The organism is Bradyrhizobium sp. Ai1a-2, from assembly GCF_000426245.1.
Classification (GTDB): Bacteria; Pseudomonadota; Alphaproteobacteria; order Rhizobiales; family Xanthobacteraceae; genus Bradyrhizobium.
In genome coordinates this window covers 17,150-34,295 of the sequence record NZ_AUEZ01000017.1, presented here as the reverse complement: position 1 = coordinate 34,295, position 17,146 = coordinate 17,150, and the positions used below count along the sequence as shown (strand labels likewise).

Annotated in this window: 15 protein-coding genes; 6 read left to right on the top strand and 9 right to left on the bottom strand. The window is 62.7% G+C overall.

Going from position 1 to position 17,146, the window contains the following annotated elements; translation table 11 throughout:
* Nucleotides 1-50 precede the first annotated feature (50 nt).
* The 3 genes from K288_RS0113995 to K288_RS0113985 all read right to left on the bottom strand — a co-directional run bounded on the left by K288_RS0113995 (nt 51) and on the right by K288_RS0113985 (nt 3,662).
* Nucleotides 51-1,235: an acyltransferase gene (locus tag K288_RS0113995; protein WP_027580125.1), complete on the bottom strand. Its 1,185-nt coding sequence runs from the start codon at nt 1,233-1,235 to the stop codon at nt 51-53.
* A gap of 31 nt (nt 1,236-1,266) precedes the next feature.
* Nucleotides 1,267-2,541, bottom strand: a complete 1,275-nt coding sequence (locus tag K288_RS0113990; protein WP_027580124.1) for a serine hydrolase domain-containing protein — start codon at nt 2,539-2,541, stop codon at nt 1,267-1,269.
* A 209-nt stretch (nt 2,542-2,750) separates the two neighbouring features.
* The gene (locus K288_RS0113985) at nt 2,751-3,662 is read right to left on the bottom strand and encodes a LysR family transcriptional regulator (RefSeq protein ID WP_027580123.1); all 912 of its coding nucleotides are present in this window, start codon (nt 3,660-3,662) and stop codon (nt 2,751-2,753) included.
* A gap of 143 nt (nt 3,663-3,805) precedes the next feature.
* On the opposite strand from K288_RS0113985, the gene K288_RS0113980 reads away from it, so the two are divergent.
* Together K288_RS0113980 and K288_RS0113975 are read left to right on the top strand one after the other, a co-directional pair.
* Nucleotides 3,806-4,957: an HlyD family secretion protein gene (locus K288_RS0113980; RefSeq protein ID WP_027580122.1), complete on the top strand. Its 1,152-nt coding sequence runs from the start codon at nt 3,806-3,808 to the stop codon at nt 4,955-4,957.
* An 88-nt stretch (nt 4,958-5,045) separates the two neighbouring features.
* Nucleotides 5,046-6,659: an MDR family MFS transporter gene (locus tag K288_RS0113975; protein ID WP_027580121.1), complete on the top strand. Its 1,614-nt coding sequence runs from the start codon at nt 5,046-5,048 to the stop codon at nt 6,657-6,659.
* 106 nt (nt 6,660-6,765) lie between these two features.
* On the opposite strand, the gene K288_RS0113970 is transcribed toward K288_RS0113975, so the two are convergent.
* The 5 genes from K288_RS0113970 to K288_RS0113945 all read right to left on the bottom strand — a co-directional run bounded on the left by K288_RS0113970 (nt 6,766) and on the right by K288_RS0113945 (nt 11,321).
* The gene (locus tag K288_RS0113970; RefSeq protein WP_027580120.1) at nt 6,766-7,623 is read right to left on the bottom strand and encodes a D-amino-acid transaminase; all 858 of its coding nucleotides are present in this window, start codon (nt 7,621-7,623) and stop codon (nt 6,766-6,768) included.
* 223 nt (nt 7,624-7,846) lie between these two features.
* Nucleotides 7,847-8,578 carry an amino acid ABC transporter ATP-binding protein gene (locus K288_RS0113960; protein WP_027580119.1) on the bottom strand — a complete coding sequence of 244 codons (732 nt, stop codon included), beginning with the start codon at nt 8,576-8,578 and terminating at the stop codon, nt 7,847-7,849.
* Between the two features lie 193 nt (nt 8,579-8,771).
* Nucleotides 8,772-9,464 carry an ABC transporter permease subunit gene (locus K288_RS0113955; protein WP_027580118.1) on the bottom strand — a complete coding sequence of 231 codons (693 nt, stop codon included), beginning with the start codon at nt 9,462-9,464 and terminating at the stop codon, nt 8,772-8,774.
* A gap of 1 nt (nt 9,465) precedes the next feature.
* Entirely contained in the window at nt 9,466-10,197 is a 732-nt protein-coding gene (locus K288_RS0113950) for an amino acid ABC transporter permease (protein WP_027580117.1), read from the bottom strand.
* 212 nt (nt 10,198-10,409) lie between these two features.
* A complete protein-coding gene (locus K288_RS0113945) occupies nt 10,410-11,321 on the bottom strand; it encodes an amino acid ABC transporter substrate-binding protein (protein WP_027580116.1) in 912 nt (303 codons plus the stop codon).
* A gap of 480 nt (nt 11,322-11,801) precedes the next feature.
* On the opposite strand from K288_RS0113945, the gene K288_RS0113940 reads away from it, so the two are divergent.
* The 4 genes from K288_RS0113940 to K288_RS0113925 all read left to right on the top strand — a co-directional run bounded on the left by K288_RS0113940 (nt 11,802) and on the right by K288_RS0113925 (nt 15,821).
* Nucleotides 11,802-12,773: a tripartite tricarboxylate transporter substrate binding protein gene (locus K288_RS0113940; protein ID WP_027580115.1), complete on the top strand. Its 972-nt coding sequence runs from the start codon at nt 11,802-11,804 to the stop codon at nt 12,771-12,773.
* 153 nt (nt 12,774-12,926) lie between these two features.
* Nucleotides 12,927-13,412, top strand: coding sequence for a tripartite tricarboxylate transporter TctB family protein (locus tag K288_RS0113935; protein ID WP_027580114.1), 486 nt, complete (start codon nt 12,927-12,929; stop codon nt 13,410-13,412).
* A gap of 7 nt (nt 13,413-13,419) precedes the next feature.
* On the top strand, nt 13,420-14,928 hold the full coding sequence (locus K288_RS0113930) for a tripartite tricarboxylate transporter permease (protein ID WP_027580113.1): 1,509 nt from the start codon (nt 13,420-13,422) through the stop codon (nt 14,926-14,928).
* A 122-nt stretch (nt 14,929-15,050) separates the two neighbouring features.
* Nucleotides 15,051-15,821, top strand: a complete 771-nt coding sequence (locus K288_RS0113925) for an SDR family oxidoreductase (protein WP_027580112.1) — start codon at nt 15,051-15,053, stop codon at nt 15,819-15,821.
* A 30-nt stretch (nt 15,822-15,851) separates the two neighbouring features.
* On the opposite strand, the gene K288_RS0113920 is transcribed toward K288_RS0113925, so the two are convergent.
* Nucleotides 15,852-17,138: an MFS transporter gene (locus K288_RS0113920; protein ID WP_051334536.1), complete on the bottom strand. Its 1,287-nt coding sequence runs from the start codon at nt 17,136-17,138 to the stop codon at nt 15,852-15,854.
* Between the last annotated feature and the right edge of the window lie 8 nt (nt 17,139-17,146).

The window sequence follows — 17,146 nt, the reverse complement described above, 5'->3', positions numbered from 1 at the left end:
GACCTGTCCCGGGTTACGCTGGCGCTCCACCCAGGCTACGCGACTACGGCCTAAATCATCCGCGCGACGATCGGGATCCTGCGCAGCGCCACCGTCAGTGCCCAGCTTGCTGCAAGCGTGCCGGCGAACACGATCGCCGCTTTCACGCCGGCCGGCCAGGCAGGGTCGTAGACCAGGTACTGCAGGTAGATGATGAAGATGTAGTGCAGGAGAAAGATGCCATAGGCGGACGGCTGTATGGCGTCGAGCAGGGACAATTTGACCTTCGCAAAACGCAGGAAGGTCGCCGGCAGCGCGAACGCCATCGCCGCGCTGAACAGCGCGAAGGCAAAGGCGTAAGCCGCCTCCCACCATGTGGGCGGGTTGTCGAAATCGACCCAGTTGTGGTGGGCGTAGACCAGGAACAGGATCGCGCCATAGAACGCCAGCGCGTAGCCGAACCACAACGACCAGCGCTTCGCGACTTCGCCGTCCTCCGCGAAGATGCCCATACGCAGGTTGACCATGCCGATGCCGACGCCGGTGAAGAAATAGGTGGCATAGAGCAGTATGCGGCTGGTCTGGATCGGCAACGGATAGCCGCCCGGCTCGAGCCAGCTCGCGTCGCCGAAGATCAGCCGCATCGGCACGTAGGAGGCCAGCGAGACCACCAGGAATGCGGGAAACGCCGTCATGGGCCGGTCGCGCAGGCTGAAGATCGCCAGCCCCAAGCCCTTGAGCAGCCGCGGCCCAAGCGACCACACGACGACGGTCAGAATATTGAGCGCGAGCAGCACCCACAGGAACCATGCCGGTCCCGACGGCCAGGGACCGATGGTGAGCGTGTGCCACCAGAAATGGAAGAAGTTGAAATCGGTGGTACCAGGCAGATGATAGCGCAGGAAGGTCGGATAATAGGCCACCGGCATCAGCACGAAGATCGACACCAGATAGGGAATGCCGAGCCGCCAGGCGCGGGCCGCGATGAAATTCGCCCCTCCCCGGCGCGTCAGGCTGTCGTGCACGAACAGGCCGGAGATCAGGAACATGCAGGCCATGAAGAAGCTGTCGTTGAACAACACGACCAGGTCGAAGCCGAGCCAGCGCGATTTGTCGCCGCTGCCGAAATGAGTGTAGTTCACCACCGAATGGTGGATCAGCACCAACAGAATGATGAAGGTGCGCGCGCGGTCGAGCGCAACGATGCGGGTCGTCGCGATTGCGCTTTGATCGGTTCCATCGGTCTTGCGCAGCATCGGGGCCGTTCCGGATCAGATTTCTGTTCGATCACTTTTCGAACGCATCGTACACGATCTTCTTGACATTGACCTCAACGTGCCACCGTCCGGAGGGCGCGTTCAAGAGCAGCACGAAGAACATGTCCTGCGACGGGTCGATGACGATATAGGCCCCCGACGCACCGTCCCACTTGATCTCGCCGGGCGAGCCCGGCGGAGGCGGCACGGCATTGCCGGCATCGGTGCGGATCCCGAACCCGTAGCCGAAGCCAAAGCCGTCGCCCGGATAATAGAAATAGTTGCGGGCAACGCCCGATCCCGGACCAATGTGGTCGGTCGTCATCGCCTTGAAGGTTTTCGGGCTGAGGATGGTCTTGCCATCCAGCGTGCCGCCATTGAGCAGCATCTGGCCGTAACGCGCCATGTCGGCAACCGTCGACACCAGGCCGCCGCCGCCGGATTCCCAACGCGTGACGTCGAGCGGATTGCGCTCGACACGCTCGTCACTGCGCAGCCGCCGCGCGTAGCGGGCGCGCTCCGCCGGATCGGTCAGGAAATACTTGGTCGTGGTCATGCCGAGCGGCTCGAACAGCGCCGTCTTCTCGAACTCATAGAGCGATTGTCCCGATGCGACCTCGATGACGCGGCCGAGCACATCGATCGAATGACCGTAGTCCCAGAGCGTGCGCGGCTGCTCGGCGAGCGGCAGCTTCGAGATCCGCTCGGCGAATTCGGCATTGTCGAAATCGCCGAGATAGATGCCGTCATAGGCCGCCTTCACCAGCCCCGAGCCATAGAAGCCGTAGGTGATGCCCGAAGTGTGCAGCAACAGATCCTCGATCGTGACCGGACGGACCAGCGGCACCAGATCGAGCACCGGACGGCCCGACTCGTCCTTGCGCTCGACGCCGACCTTCATGTTGGCGAAAGACGGGATGTATTTGCTGACGGGATCATCCAACGCGATCTTGCCGCGGTCGATCAGGATCATCGCCGCCACGCTGGTGACCGTCTTCGTCACCGAATGCAACGGAAAGATCGTATCCGCGGTCATATCGATGTTCGCTTCGACATTGCGCTTGCCGAAGCATTTGAAATAGATCGGTTTGCCATGCCGCTGGATCAGCAGCGCCACGCCGGGAATCTTTCCGGTCGCGCTCTGCTCGGTGAGGAAGTCGTCGAGGCGCGCGAGTTTCTCCATCGACAGCGGCGCATTCGGCGGCGGTCCGAAGGCGGCAACCGGCAGCGGCGCGATCAGGCAGGCGAGCATTACGGCAAGCGGCGTCATCATTTGGCACAATGACACCCGCTTCAGCGCAAACATGCTGCTCCCTCCTGCCCTCTGGTCACCGCCAATTTATTGGATTGCGGCGCGCTGCGCCATAACCTCGTAGCGAACAATAACGCGCCAACGGGCAAATATGAAAAGTTGTAGGCCTGTAGGATGGGTAGAGCGAAGCGAAACCCATCATCCCTCATCGTGTATAATGATGGGTTTCGCTTCGCTCTACCCATCCTACGGACCAACGCCACTCACGAATAGGGGTCGATCAGCTTCCGCTGCTCGGCGCTGTGGTTCACCAGCATGTCGATGAAGGTCCGCACCTTCGCCGACAGATGATGGCGGTGCGGATAGACCGCGTTCAGCGAAAGTTCGACGGGCCGGTATTCCGGCAGCAGGCGGACCAGCCGTCCGGCTTCGAGATCGCCGTGAACCATGAACCCTGCGGCGAGGCAAATGCCGACCCCCTCAAGCGCCGCCATGCGTAGCGCCTCGCCGCTGTTGGTGATGAACCGGCCGGACACCTTCACCGATGCCGGCGCGCCGCTGCGGTCGATGAACCGCCACTCGTCCTGGTACGGATAATTCGCATGGCGGACGCAATCGCGCTCGCTGAGTTCGGCGAGCTCATGCACCGTGCCGTGCCGCTCGAGATAATCTTGCGAGCAGCACAGCACGTGGCGCCAGGTGGCGAGGCTGCGCACGATCAGGCTCGAATCCGGCGGCAGGACCATGCGGACGGCGACGTCAAAACCCTCGTCGATCATGTCGACCGTGCGCTCGCCCATCGAGAGATCGACCCTGACCTCCGGATAGGTCTTCAGGAATTCAGCGACGACGGGCGCGACATACGGCACCGTATGGGTATGGGTATAGACCCGCAGCGTGCCGCGCGGCGTCGAATGCAGCGCGCCGGCGATATCGTCGGCCTGCTCGATGTCGGCAAGAATCTGGACGCAACGGTCGTAATAAGTGCGCCCCGCCTCGGTGAGGCTCACCTTGCGTGTGGTGCGGTTGAGCAGCCGCACGCCGAGCCGGTCCTCCAGCGCCTGGACATGGTTGCTGACCATGGTCGTGGACATGTTGAGGCGGCGCCCGGCGGCCGAAAAGCCGCCATTATCTACCACCCGGACAAAGGCCGTCAGGCTGGTCAACCGGTCCATGAGCGAGTTCCCGATTGTTTGCTCTCACTGGATAATCCTTCCAGTTTTTGCGGGATTATCACAGCGCTGAAGACATCGCATCTACCCAGCGAATTTGGCGGCCTTCTATCCTGAAGGCGCGCCTAGACGCATGCGGGGTAGCCATGTCGACGACGTCCTATGTCACTGACACAAAAGAAAAAATAAGCCTGCGCCCGTCGCGGCAAGCGATCAGGCGGGCAGCGTTGGCGCTGGCCGCCATGCTCGGCGTCGCCGCTGTTGCCGATTTTGGCTACGACTATCTCACCACCGGCCGCTACCTCGAATCGACCGATGACGCTTATGTGAAGGCAGACTCCACGATCGTCTCGCCAAAGGTCTCGGGGTACATCGCACAGGTGCTGGTCAGCGATAACCAGCCGGTCAAGGCCGGGCAGTTGCTGGCCGAAATCGACGACCGCGATTTCCGCGCCGCCCTCGCCCAGGCCCACGCCGATGTCGACGCCTCCGAGGCTGCGGTGCGCAACCTCGATGCCCAATTGGCCCTGCAGCAACCCATCATCGAGCAAGGCACGGCGGACGTCGCCGCCGCCGAAGCCAATCTGAAATTCGCGCAGGAGGAGCAGGCTCGTTACGACGGGCTGATGAAGACCGGCTCCGGCACGGTGCAGCGCGCGCAGCAGACCGACGCCGCGCTCCGCGCCAGCAACGCGCAGTTGCAGCATTCCAGATCCGGCCTGCTCGCCGCCCAGCGCAAGGTCGATGTGCTCACCACCGAACGCGCCAAGGCGGTCGCGCAACTCGATCGCGCCCGCGCGGTGGAGCATCAGGCATCGCTGAACCTCAGTTACACCCGCATCACTGCGCCGGTCGACGGCACCGTCGGCGCGCGCTCGCTCAGGGTCGGACAATATGTGCAGGCCGGTACGCAGTTGATGGCGGTGGTGCCGCTCGATGCCGTCTATGTGGTGGCGAATTTCAAGGAGACGCAGCTCACGCATGTGCGCAACGGCCAGCCGGTCGAAGTCGAAATCGACAGCTTCCGCGGCACCAAGCTCCGCGGCCATGTCGACAGCCTGTCGCCCGCGAGCGGGCTCGAATTCGCCCTGCTGCCGCCGGACAACGCCACCGGCAATTTCACCAAGATCGTGCAGCGCGTGCCGGTGAAGATCGTGCTCGACGATAGCAGCCTGAAGGGCCTCTTGCGTCCGGGCATGTCGGCGGTGCCAACGGTCGACACCAAGGCCACCGTGCTGGCTGAGCGGGAAGCCAAGAACCGGCTCGCCTCCGGCGCGGCGCGTCCGAACGGAGGCTAGAGTTTCGCCTCTCCCGCTTGCGGGAGAGGGAGTGCAGCGTCGATCGCGGAAGCAGTTCGGCTTCATCATGCGCTAGCGGACGAGACCTATGACCACGCTACAGCCCACGCTCAACGCCGCGTCCTCAGCGGATCTCAGCCCAAAACCCGCCGCGGTGCCGTCCATCCCCGCAAAAATCTGGATCGCGGTGGTTGGCGCCAACCTCGGCGCCTTCATGGCGGTGCTCAACATCCAGATCGTCAACGCCTCGCTCGCGGACATCCAGGGCGCGATCGGCGCCGGGATCGATGACGGCGGCTGGATCTCGACCTCTTATCTGGTCGCCGAGATCGTGGTGATCCCCTTGAGCGGCTGGCTCGCGCAGGTGTTCTCGATCCGCCGCTATCTCCTGACCAATGCTGTCCTGTTCCTCGTCTTCTCGGGGGCCTGCGCGCTGGCGCACGACCTGCCGCAGATGATCGCGCTGCGCGCGGTACAAGGTTTCACCGGCGGTGTGCTGATCCCGGTGGCGTTCACGCTGATCATCACGCTGCTGCCGAAGGCAAAGCAGCCGATTGGGCTCGCGCTGTTCGCGCTGTCGGCGACGTTCGCTCCGGCCATCGGCCCGACCATCGGCGGCTATCTCACCGAGAACTGGGGCTGGCAGTACATCTTCTATGTCAACCTGGTGCCGGGCGCGATCATGGTCGGCATGCTCTATTTCTCGCTGGACGCCAAGCCGATGAAACTCTCGCTCTTACGCGAAGGCGACTGGCCCGGAATCATCACCATGGCAATCGGGCTATCCGCGCTACAGACCGTGCTGGAGGAAGGCAACAAAGACGACTGGTTCGGCTCGCCCTTCATCGTCCGCCTCTCCGTCATCGCGGCGGTCGCGCTTGTGGCTTTCATCGTGATCGAGCTGACCGCGAACAAGCCGCTGCTCAACCTGCGCCTGCTGCTCCGCCGCAACTTCGGCTTCGGCATGCTGGCCAATTTCCTGCTCGGCACCGCGCTCTACGGCTCGGTGTTCATCCTGCCGCAATATCTGGCACGGATTCAGGGCTACAACGCCGAGCAGATCGGCATGGTGCTGGCATGGACCGGGCTGCCGCAGCTAGTGCTGATCCCGCTGGTGCCGCGGCTGATGCAGCGCTTCGATCCGCGCATCATCATCGGCGTCGGCTTCACGCTGTTCGCAGCCTCCAATTTCATGAACATCTACATGACCAATGACTACGCCACCGACCAGTTGTTCTGGCCGAACATCGTGCGCGCCATCGGCCAGGCGCTGGTGATGGCGCCGCTGTCGGCGGTCGCGACCGCGGGCATCGAGGCCGAGAACGCCGGATCGGCCTCAGGGCTTTTCAACATGATGCGCAATCTCGGCGGCGCCGTCGGCATCGCGCTATTGCAGACGCTGCTGACCAAGCGCGAACAGTATCACTCCAACGTGCTGATGCAGTCGGTCTCCCTGCTGGAGCAGGCGACCCGCACGCGGATCGAGCGGCTCACGCAGTATTTCATGAGCCATGGCGTCGCCGATCACGCCGACGCCACCCACCGCGCGATCGTCGCAGTCGGCCGGATCGTGCAGAAGCAGGCCTATATCCTGGCCTTCAGTGACACCTTTTACGTGATGGGCGTCGCGCTGATCGTCGCCCTGTTCGCCGCGGCGCTCCTGAAGAAGCCGGGCGCACTTGCCGGCGGCGGCGCGCATTAAATTGGTCGAGGATCGTCATTGCGAGCGAAGCGAAGCAATCCATGCCGCGGCTTGTGGAGAGGAGGATTGCTTCGTCGCTGACGCTCCTCGCAATGACGAACTACGCCTACACCGCGGTCGCCTTGGCGAACTCGACGTAGATCTCACGCAACCGGTCCGCCATCGGGCCGGGCTTGCCATTTCCGACCTTCTTGCCATCGATTGCGACCACCGCCTGCACGAACACGCTGGCGCTGGTGATGAAGGCTTCCTTGGCGGCCAGCGCCTCCTCGATCGAGAAGGCACGCTCCTCGACCCGGAGCTGGCGCTCCTCGGCGAGCGCCACCACGGCCTTGCGGGTGCAGCCGGGCAGGATTTCGCTGCCGTTCTGCCGGGTCACGATGACGTCGTCCTGGGTCAGGATGAAAGCGGAGGACGAGCCGCCCTCGGTCACCTTGCCGTCCTGGATCATCCAGGCCTCGCCGGCGCCGGCTTCGGCCGCCGCCTGCTTGGCCAGCACCTGCGCCAGCAGCGCTACGCTCTTGATGTCGCGCCGCTCCCAGCGGATGTCGGGCACGGTGATCACGTTGATGCCGGTCTTGGCCGAGGGCGCGCCGACGATGTCCTTCTCGGAGGTGAACATCACCAGCGTCGGCCTCACCCCCTTGGGAAACGCAAAGTCGCGGCCGGTATCCGCGCCGCGCGTCACCTCCAGATAGACCATGCCGTTGACGAGTTCGTTGCGCGCCACCAGTTCCTTCTGGATTTCCTGAATGCGGGCGATGGTTTCCGGCAGCTCCAGGCGGATCTCGCCGACCGAGCGCTCCAGCCGCGCCAGATGCGAGGCATTGTCGATCAGCTTGCCGTCGAGCACGGCGGCTACCTCATAGATGCCGTCGGCGAACAGGAAGCCGCGGTCGAGGACCGACACTTTGGCCTCCGAAAGGGGCACGAAGGAGCCGTTGACGTAAGCGATCTTTTCCAAGCGAAGTCTCCCGGACGTGGTGATGCGATCAGGTTTCTATACGCAATTCGTTAATGCCGATAGACCTTCTATGCTTGTCCAGGACGCCGTCATTGCGAGGAGCGATAGCGACGAAGCAATCCGTTTCTCCGCTTGCGGCACCATGGATTGCTTCGTGGAGCCTGTCATCGGGCGCGCGTTCGCGCGACCCGTTGGCTCGCAATGAGCGCGGATGGTGCAGCGCTCAATGCTGCAAGATCTTCGACAGAAACTTCTGCGCGCGGTCGCTGCGCGGCTTGCCGAAGAAATCCGCCTTCAGCGCATCCTCGACGATCTCGCCCTGGTCCATGAAGATCACACGATGTGCGACCTTGCTGGCAAAGCCCATTTCGTGGGTGACGACCATCATGGTCATGCCCTCGCGCGCCAGGTCGACCATCACGTCAAGCACCTCGCTGATCATTTCCGGATCGAGCGCCGAGGTCGGCTCGTCGAACAGCATCGCGACCGGGTCCATCGCCAGCGCCCGCGCAATCGCGACGCGCTGCTGCTGCCCGCCGGAAAGCTCCGCCGGATATTTCTTCGCGTGCTCCTTCAGCCCGACGCGATCGAGCAGCTTCATGGCCTTTGCCACCGCCTCATCGTGCTTGCGGGCCAGCACCTTCTCCTGCGCCAGGCAGAGATTGTCGATGATCCGCAAATGCGGAAACAGCTCGAAATGCTGGAACACCATGCCGACACGTGCGCGCAGTTTCGGCAGGTCGGTCCTGGGATCGTTGACCTTGATGCCGTCAAGGATGATCTCGCCGCCCTGGATCGGCTCCAGCGCATTGACGCATTTGATCAGCGTCGACTTGCCCGAGCCGGAGGGGCCGCAGACCACCACAACCTCGCCCTTGGCGACGCTGGTGGTGCAGTCCTTGAGCACCTGAAAGGTCGGCCCATACCATTTGTCGACGTGGCGAAGTTCGATCATGCCTGGCTCAACTCTTGCCGCGAACGCGGGTTCGCCTCTCCCAACGGGAGAGGTCGGCGCGCAGCGCCGGGTGAGGGGTTAAGGTCTATCGATGGCGCGAAACCCCTCACCCGAATTGCTTGCGCAATTCGACCTCTCCCTATGGGAGAGGTGAAGGAGCCCGTGTCTCGAAATTTGAGGTTCATGTCCAGCTCTACCGGACAATGGCGATGCGCGCCTGCAGGCGGCGGACACCGAAGGAGGCAAGGCAGGAAATGGTAAAATAGACCGCTGCCGCGAACAGGTACATCTCGACCAGCCGGCCGTCACGCTGCGCCACCTTGCTGGCGGCGCCGAGGAAATCCGGGATCGACAGGACATAGACCAGCGAGGTGTCCTGGAACAGCACGATGGTCTGGGTGAGCAGCACCGGCAGCATGTTGCGGAACGCCTGCGGCAGTACGACGTAGCGCATGCTCTGCGCGTAGGTCAGGCCGAGCGCGCTCGCCGCCGCCGGCTGGCCCCGCGAGATCGACTGGATGCCGGCGCGCATGATCTCGGAGAAATAGGCGGCCTCGAACATGATGAAGGTGATCAGCGAGGACGCAAACGCGCCGACACTGATCGGCCGCGAAGCGCCGGTCAGCCACTGCCCGATATAGGGCACCAGGAAATAGAACCAGAAGATCACGAGCACCAGCGGCAGCGAGCGCATGAAATCGACGTAGAGCCCGGCGATGCGGCCGAGCAGCTTGAAGCCCGAAAGCCGCATCAGCGCGATCAGCGTGCCGAACACAAGCCCGCCCAGCGCCGTCAGCGCCGTCAGCGTCAGCGTGAACGTCATGCCGTCGACGAAGAGATAGGGCAGCGAGCGGCGGATGACGTCGAAATCGAAGCTGCCGAACATGCTATTTCCCCGCGATATAGCCGGGGATCGCGACTTTGCGCTCAAGGAAGCGCATGCCGGTGACGACGACGATATTGACCAGGAGATACATGATGGTCGCGGCCGTGAAGGCCTCGAACACCTGGAACGAGAATTCCTGCATCGCGCGTGCCTGCCCGGTCAATTCGATCAGGCCGATGGTGATCGCCACGGCGGTGTTCTTCACGGTATTGAGGAATTCGGAGGTCAGCGGCGGCAGGATAATGCGATAGGCCATCGGCAGCAGCACGTAGCGATAGGTCTGCGCCGTCGTCAGGCCGAGCGCGGTCGCGGCCTGCTTCTGCCCCCGCGGCAGCGAGGCGATGCCGGCGGCAAGCTGCACCGCAACGCGCGCCGACATGAACAACCCGACGCCGATCGAGGCCGTCCAGAACGGCGCATTGGGCATTTGCTTCAGCCACAGGCCCGCCGCGCGCGGCAAGAGTTCCGGCAGCACGAAGAACCACAGGAAAAGCTGCACCAGCAGCGGCATGTTGCGGAAGAACTCGACATAGCAGAAGCCGATCCAGCCCGCCGCCTTCGACGGCAGCGTGCGCAGCACGCCAACCACCGAGCCGAACACCAGCGCGATGATCCAGGCCATGAGTGCGGTCTTGATCGTCAGCACCAGCCCCGACAGCAGCATGTCCAGATAAGTGCCGCTGCCGGTCGGGTTCGGCTCGAAGAAGATCTGCCAGTTCCAGTGGTAGTTCAAGGCTTCCCCGTTCCGCTATACGTCCGCGCCCGCCCATGCAATGGACGGGCCATCTGAGATGATCGCTGGGCCTGGTAGCCCCTCATCCTGAGGAGCTTGCGCAGCAAGCGTCTCGAAGGATGAGGCCACAGACGGGGCCTTATGGTTCTCCCGGCGATGCGAAGCATCGTCCGGAGACGCGCTACGCGCTCCTCACCATGAGGAGCAAAGACCTACTTATAGCTGTCCGGGTCCGGCGAGTCCGACGGCTTGGCGAACTCGTTCTTCAACTCAGCCGCGATCGGCGTATTCAGGTTCAGCCCCTTGGGCGGGATCTTCTGCGTGAACCACTTGTCGTAGATCTTCTGCCCCTCGCCGCCGGTGTAGAGCGCGGCGGTTGCCGCGTCGACCACCTTCTTGAAGGCCGGATCGTCCCTGCGCAGCATGATGCCGTACGGCTCCGGCTTGGAGAACGCGTCCTTGGAGATGACGTAGTCGTCGGGTGTTTTCGACCCCGCAACCAGGCTCGCCAGCAGGATATCGTCCATCACGAAGGCGACCGCTCGGTCGGTCTCGACCATCAGGAACGCTTCCGCATGGTCCTTGGCCGGGATGATGTTGACGTTCAACCCGCGCGCGGCATTGGCCTCGGTGAGCTGCTTGATGTTGGTGGTGCCGGCGGTCGAGACCACCGGCTTGCCCTTGAGGTCGTCGATCGAATTAATCTTGTTCGATTTCTTCGAGACGTAGCGGCTCGCGGTGAGGAAATGGGTGTTGGTGAAGGAAATCTGCTTCTGCCGCTCGGCGTTGTTGGTGGTCGAACCGCATTCGAGATCGATGGTGCCGTTGGCGAGCAGCGGGATGCGGGTCGACGACGTCACCGGGTTGAGCTTCACCTCGAGCTTGTCGAACTTCAGTTCCTTCTTCACGGCATCGACGATCTTGTAGCAGATGTCCATCGCATAGCCGATCGGCTTCTGGTTGTCGTCGAGATAGGAAAAGGGAATCGAGGAGTCGCGGTGGCCGAGCGTGATCGTGCCGGTGTCCTTGATGTTCTTCAACGTCCCCGTCAGCTCCTGGGCGCCGGCCTCAGCCGCGCCGAGCGCGGCGGCGAGCGCGAAGCCGATCGAAAGAAGGCGTTTCATGCGTGGTCTCCTCGTTTGGATAGGTTCGATTGTGTCAGAATGTGTATCAGCCGGCAGCCGCGCACGTGGCCGCGACACGGCCGTGGATGTCTCGCTCATCGCAAAATGACCGAGCTTCGCCATCATTGTAACTCTTGCGCCCCCTGTTGCCGCAGCTATCAGCCCATGTCCCCGGCGTGCAAAGGAAATCATACTCGCAGGCGAGAAAATAGAGCGGGCATACTTTAGTCTCGATCGTCCCCGTGCCGCCCGCACAGGTTGCCGCCCCGTGCCGGCATTCGCGCCCGCGGGCCGCCGCTCCAATTCCGCACCTCGGCATACCACGGTAGGCGAATTGTCGCACGTGCCGTTTCATCCGGCAGCAACGACAAACCTTTCCTCCAACACGCTTTTCTTCTGTTTGGTTTTCGGGAAAGATCGCCGCATCAAAGACAAAACAAATCCGGCCCGGCGCCAACGGGACCGCAGAGGGAGTTGAACATGCCTCGTTACGATCGCTTGATGCTTGCAGTCGCGGCCATCGCCATGCTGATGGCGACTTCCGCCACCGCCCAGGACTATCCGACAAAACCGATCACGCTGATCGTGCCCTGGCCGGCGGGAGGATCGACCGACATCTCGATGCGCGCCATTGCCGACAGCGCCTCGAAAATCCTGGGCCAGCCGATCGCGATCGACAACAAGGCCGGTGGCGGCGGCACGGTCGGCCCGGCCACCATGGCGGCGGCCGCGAAGCCGGACGGCTACACCATCGCGCAGATTCCGATCACCGTGTTCCGCCTGCCCCTGATGCAGGAAGTGTCCTGGGATCCGGCCAAGGATTTCAGCTATATCGTCCACCTCACCGGCTACACCTTTGGCGTCACGACCAGCGCCGAAGGTCCGTTCAAGACGTGGCAGGACGTGATCGATTTTGCCAAGAAGAATCCCGGCAAGGTCACCTATGCGACGCCCGGCGCCGGCACCTCGCTGCATATCGGCATGGAGCAGATCGCTGCGCTGGCCGGCATCAAGCTGACACAGGTGCCGTTCAAGGGCGGCGCGGAGACCAATGCCGCGGTGCTTGGCCAGCACACCATGCTGCAGGCGGATTCCACCGGCTGGCGGCCGCTGGTCGATGCCGGAAAGCTGCGCCTGTTGATGGTGTGGACCGGTGCGCGCTCGCCGAACTATCCCGACGTGCCGACGCTCAAGGAACTCGGCTATCCCATGGTCTATGACTCGCCGTTCGGCATCGCCGGGCCGAAGGGCATGGATCCCAAGATCGTGGCCAAGCTGCACGACGCCTTCAAGAAGGCGATCGAGGATCCGGCGGTGATCGCAACGCTCGCCAAGTACGACATGGTCCCGAACTACAAGAACACCGAGGACTACAAGAAGTTCGTCGTCGAGGTCACCGCGTCGGAGCGCAAGGTGATCGAGTCGCTCGGTCTCGCGAAGAAGACGAACTAGAGCGTTTTCGAGCGAAGTGGACACCGGTTCGCGTGAAGAAAACGCGTCAAAACAAGAATCTAGAGCTTCGGTTCTGATTCAATCAGAACCGAAGCTCTAATCCCTCGCAACGGGGCAGACGCCAGTGGCAGCGCGAGCATCTGGACGCACGACATGAGCAACGACGCGAACGTGAAATTCCGCCTCAGCAATTCCGAGCTCTGGGGCGGGCTGATTGGCCTGGCCTTCGGCGGCTTTGTGACCTGGTCGGGTGTGAGGCTCAAACTCGGCACCATCAACGATCCCGGCTCCGGCTACGTGCTGTTCTACACCGGCATCCTGATCTGCGTGTTCGCAGCCACGATCATTGTCTCTGCTGTCACCGAGGGCGGGCCGACTCTGGCCTCGCGCTGGGAGAACACGCGCTGGACCAGGCCGCTTCTGATCATCGGCTGCCTCACATTGTTTTCGTTCGCGCTCGACACGTTCGGCTTTCTGCTGTCGGCGATTCCGCTGATGGTGCTGCTCTTGCGCGTGATCGATCCCGTGCGCTGGTCGCTGACCATTCCGCTATCGATCGCAGCCCCGCTCGGGATGTGGTGGGTGCTCAAGCACTTGCTCGGAATTCAACTGCCCTCGGGCATGTTCGAGATCGGCTGAGCGCATCATGGAAACGCTCCTCAATGTCGCCCATGGGTTCGGCGTCGCGCTTCTACCCATCAACCTGCTCTATTGCTTCGTCGGCGTCTTCATCGGCACCCTGGTCGGCGTGCTGCCCGGCATCGGGCCGATCTCGGCGATGTCGCTGCTGTTGCCGGTGACGCTGTCGGGAACGCCGGAATCCGGCATCATCATGATGGCCGGCATCTATTACGGCTCGATGTATGGCGGCTCCACCACCTCGATCCTAGTCAACATCCCCGGCGAGGCCGCCTCCGTCGTCACCTGCATCGACGGCCACGAGATGGCCAAGCAGGGGCGCGCCGGCCCCGCGCTCGGCATAGCCGCGTTCGGCTCGTTCATCGCCGGCACTTTTGCCCTGATCGCGCTGATGCTGGTCGCGCCAAAGCTCGCCAGCGTCGCGATCGCATTCGGCCCGGCCGAATATTTTTCGCTGATGGTGCTGGGACTGGTGGTCCTGACCTTCCTGACGCAGGGATCGATGGCCAAGGCGCTGCTGATGGCCTGCATCGGCATCGTGCTTGGACTGGTCGGTCTCGACAGCATCACAGCTCAGCCGCGGCTGACGTTTGGCCGCATCGAGCTGATCGACGGCATCGGACTCGTGCCTGTCGTGATGGGGCTGTTCGGCATCGCCGAAGTGCTGCTCAACACCGAGCAGGCGATCAAGCGCGATGTCATCAACACGAGGATCACGCACCTTTTGCCGAACAAAGAGGACTGGAAGGCCAGCGTCGGGCCGGTATCGCGCGGGACGGTCCTTGGATTCTTCCTCGGCATCCTGCCGGGCGGCGGCGCGGTAATCTCGTCCTTTGCATCCTACGCGCTGGAGAAGCGCCTCTCCAAGACGCCGGAGCGGTTCGGCAAGGGCGCCATCGAGGGCGTCGCCGGCCCGGAATCGGCGAACAATGCCGCCGCCGGCGGCGCCTTCATTCCGCTGATGACGCTCGGCATCCCGCCGAACGTGGTGATGGCGCTGCTGCTTGGCGCTTTCGTGATCCACGGCCTGCAGCCGGGCCCGCTCCTGATCACGCAGAACCCTGGATTGTTCTGGGGCATCGTCGCCAGCATGTATATCGGCAATTTGATGCTGCTGGTGCTCAATCTGCCCATGATCGGGATGTGGGTGCAGCTCTTGAAGCTGCCATACAACGTCCTGTTCCCGCTAATCATCCTGTTCACCATCATCGGCGTCTATTGTTCCAGCAACAATGTGTTCGATGTGTACGTAATGATCGCCTTCGGCGTGATCGGCTATTTCATGCGCAAGCTCGGCTACGAGCCGGCGCCGCTGGTGCTCGCCTTCGTGCTCGGGCCGATGCTGGAAAACAATCTGCGCAAATCGCTGATCCTCTCGCAAGGCGACCTGATGACCTTCGTGGAGCGGCCGATCTCGGCGGCGTGCCTGGCGCTGGCGGTGGTGCTGCTGATCGGGCCGCTGTTGCCGGCACTGCGCAAGAAGCGGGAACTGGTCGCGCTGGATGAGGGCGCGTGAGCTCGAGCCAATCGTGATCTCCTTCAAATGTAATCAAGTCTGTCTCCACTGAAACGCAACTGTAATCGTGGCTCCCCAGCATCAACCGATGCATCGGCTGTATCAGGCGGAGTTCAGGAGCAATGTCCCCAAGATTCGACGGCAAGGTGGTCATCGTCACCGGCGCTGGGACCGGCATCGGCGCGGCGACGGCACGTCGATTTCATGCGGAAGGAGCTATTGTCGTACTGAACGGACGCCGCAAGTCCAAGCTGGAAGATGTCGCCGCAACTCTGACACCCGACCGCAGCATCATCCGGCCGGCGGATGTCTCGAATATTAGCCAAGCTGGAGATCTTATCGCCGATGTAGTCGGCAGGTTCGGCAGGATCGACATCGTCGTTAACAACGCCGGAATGGGGACTGCCGGCGCTTTCCTCGATCTTACCACTCAGCAATGGCATGAGATTCTTGCGGCCAACGTCGATAGTGTCCTCAACGTGACGAGGGCCACGCTTCCTCATCTTATCAAGAGCAAAGGCTCGATCGTTAATGTGTCATCCCTTTCGGGACTTGGCGGTGACCTTGGACTTAGCTTCTACGACGCCACAAAAGGCGCGGTCTCCAATCTCACGCGGAGTCTGGCCCTCGAATTTGCTAAAAAAGGAGTACGCATCAACGCGGTTTGCCCGGGCATCACACTCACCGACTTGACCATGGCCGCTTTCGAACGCTTCCCCGATCTGCGTCAGGCGGTAACCCAACGCATTCCGCTGGGGCGGGCAGCCGAGCCGGAGGAAGTCGCTGGCGTCATCGCCTTCCTTGCCAGCGATGATGCGAGCTTTGTAAACGGCGTAAATTTGCCGATCGATGGCGGCCTCGATGGATCGAACGGCCAAGTATCCTTCATATAGTCCATCAGAACTCGCTTCGATGGCGAACTACTACGCCAGCGCCAGCCGGCGCGTCGTCACCAGCGCGGCAAGGCTCAGGACCGCGACGGCCGTGAGATAATATCCCGGCGCCAGTTCGCCGATCAGCGCGAATCCGCCGAGCCAGGTCATGATCGCCGGCCCCATGCCGCCGAACGCAGCGACGCCGATGTTGTAGCTGAGGCCAAGACCGGTGGCACGCGTTGCCGACGGGAACAGTTCCGACATCAACGCGGCGAGCGGCCCGTAATAGAGCGCCTTCAAGGTGCCGAGCCAGAGCACGCCGAGCAGGATGAAGCCCGGCGTCGGGTTTCTCGTCAGCAGCAGGAATGCCGGAAAGATCGAGACCAGGAGCAATACGCCGAACGTGATCATATGCGTGGTGCGCCCGATCCGGTCGGAGACGAGGCCGGCTATTGGCGCCAGCAACATTACGGCCGTTTGCGCGGCGAGCGAGGCGATGAACCCGACCGACGGCGGCAGGTTGAGTGTCTTCACCACATAGGTCGGCATGTAGACGATGAGGTAGTTGACCGCGGTGGAGACCGCGAGCGCGCCGATCGCAAGCAGCACCGGCAGCTTTTGACGCAGCAGGACCTCGCTCACGGGCGAAGTCTGCTCCCCGGCCGGCGGCGGCGTCGCGTCATCGATGTGATTGCGGATGTAGATGCCGACCGGCCCGATCAGCACACCGAACAGAAACGGCAGCCGCCAGCCCCAGGACTGCAAGTCGGCCGGGCTCATCCATGACGTCAGCAATGCGCCGAAACCGGCTCCTAATATTCCGCTCAATCCCTGGCTGGCGAACTGCCAGCTCGCGACAAAGCCGCGCCGCTCCGGCATGTGCTCGACCAGGAATGCCGTCGAGCTGCCGAACTCGCCGCCGGCGGAGAAGCCCTGCACCAGGCGGGCGAGGAGGACCGCGATCGGCGCGAGGACGCCGATCGTGTCATAGGTCGGCATCAAGGCCAGCGCCAGCGTGCCCGCCGTCATCAGCATGATCGACACCATCAGCGACGACTTGCGGCCATGGCGATCGGCATAGGCGCCAAGGACAATGCCGCCGATCGGCCGGATCAGGAACGACAATCCGAAGGTGCCGAAGGTCAGGAGCAGCGACATCGTCGGATCGTTGCTCGGGAAGAACGCCTTTGAGAGGTAGACGGCGAAATAGGCGTAGACGGCGATGTCATACCATTCCAGCGCGTTGCCGATCGAGGTCGCGACGATCAGGCGTGTAAGGTTCTTCTTCCTCGCCTCGACGCCAATGCGCGAGTCGAGCGGCGTAGATACGGTCATCACCACTG

Excerpts from the sequence above, each read along its gene's own strand:
- K288_RS0113995 (WP_027580125.1), bottom strand. The coding sequence starts at position 1,235 with ATGCTGCGCAAGACCGATGGAACCGATCAAAGCGCAATCGCGACGACC.
- K288_RS0113990 (WP_027580124.1), bottom strand. The coding sequence starts at position 2,541 with ATGTTTGCGCTGAAGCGGGTGTCATTGTGCCAAATGATGACGCCGCTT.
- K288_RS0113985 (WP_027580123.1), bottom strand. The coding sequence starts at position 3,662 with ATGGACCGGTTGACCAGCCTGACGGCCTTTGTCCGGGTGGTAGATAAT.
- K288_RS0113980 (WP_027580122.1), top strand. The coding sequence starts at position 3,806 with ATGTCGACGACGTCCTATGTCACTGACACAAAAGAAAAAATAAGCCTG.
- K288_RS0113975 (WP_027580121.1), top strand. The coding sequence starts at position 5,046 with ATGACCACGCTACAGCCCACGCTCAACGCCGCGTCCTCAGCGGATCTC.
- K288_RS0113960 (WP_027580119.1), bottom strand. The coding sequence starts at position 8,578 with ATGATCGAACTTCGCCACGTCGACAAATGGTATGGGCCGACCTTTCAG.
- K288_RS0113955 (WP_027580118.1), bottom strand. The coding sequence starts at position 9,464 with ATGTTCGGCAGCTTCGATTTCGACGTCATCCGCCGCTCGCTGCCCTAT.
- K288_RS0113945 (WP_027580116.1), bottom strand. The coding sequence starts at position 11,321 with ATGAAACGCCTTCTTTCGATCGGCTTCGCGCTCGCCGCCGCGCTCGGC.
- K288_RS0113940 (WP_027580115.1), top strand. The coding sequence starts at position 11,802 with ATGCCTCGTTACGATCGCTTGATGCTTGCAGTCGCGGCCATCGCCATG.
- K288_RS0113935 (WP_027580114.1), top strand. The coding sequence starts at position 12,927 with ATGAGCAACGACGCGAACGTGAAATTCCGCCTCAGCAATTCCGAGCTC.
- K288_RS0113930 (WP_027580113.1), top strand. The coding sequence starts at position 13,420 with ATGGAAACGCTCCTCAATGTCGCCCATGGGTTCGGCGTCGCGCTTCTA.
- K288_RS0113925 (WP_027580112.1), top strand. The coding sequence starts at position 15,051 with ATGTCCCCAAGATTCGACGGCAAGGTGGTCATCGTCACCGGCGCTGGG.
- K288_RS0113920 (WP_051334536.1), bottom strand. The coding sequence starts at position 17,138 with ATGACCGTATCTACGCCGCTCGACTCGCGCATTGGCGTCGAGGCGAGG.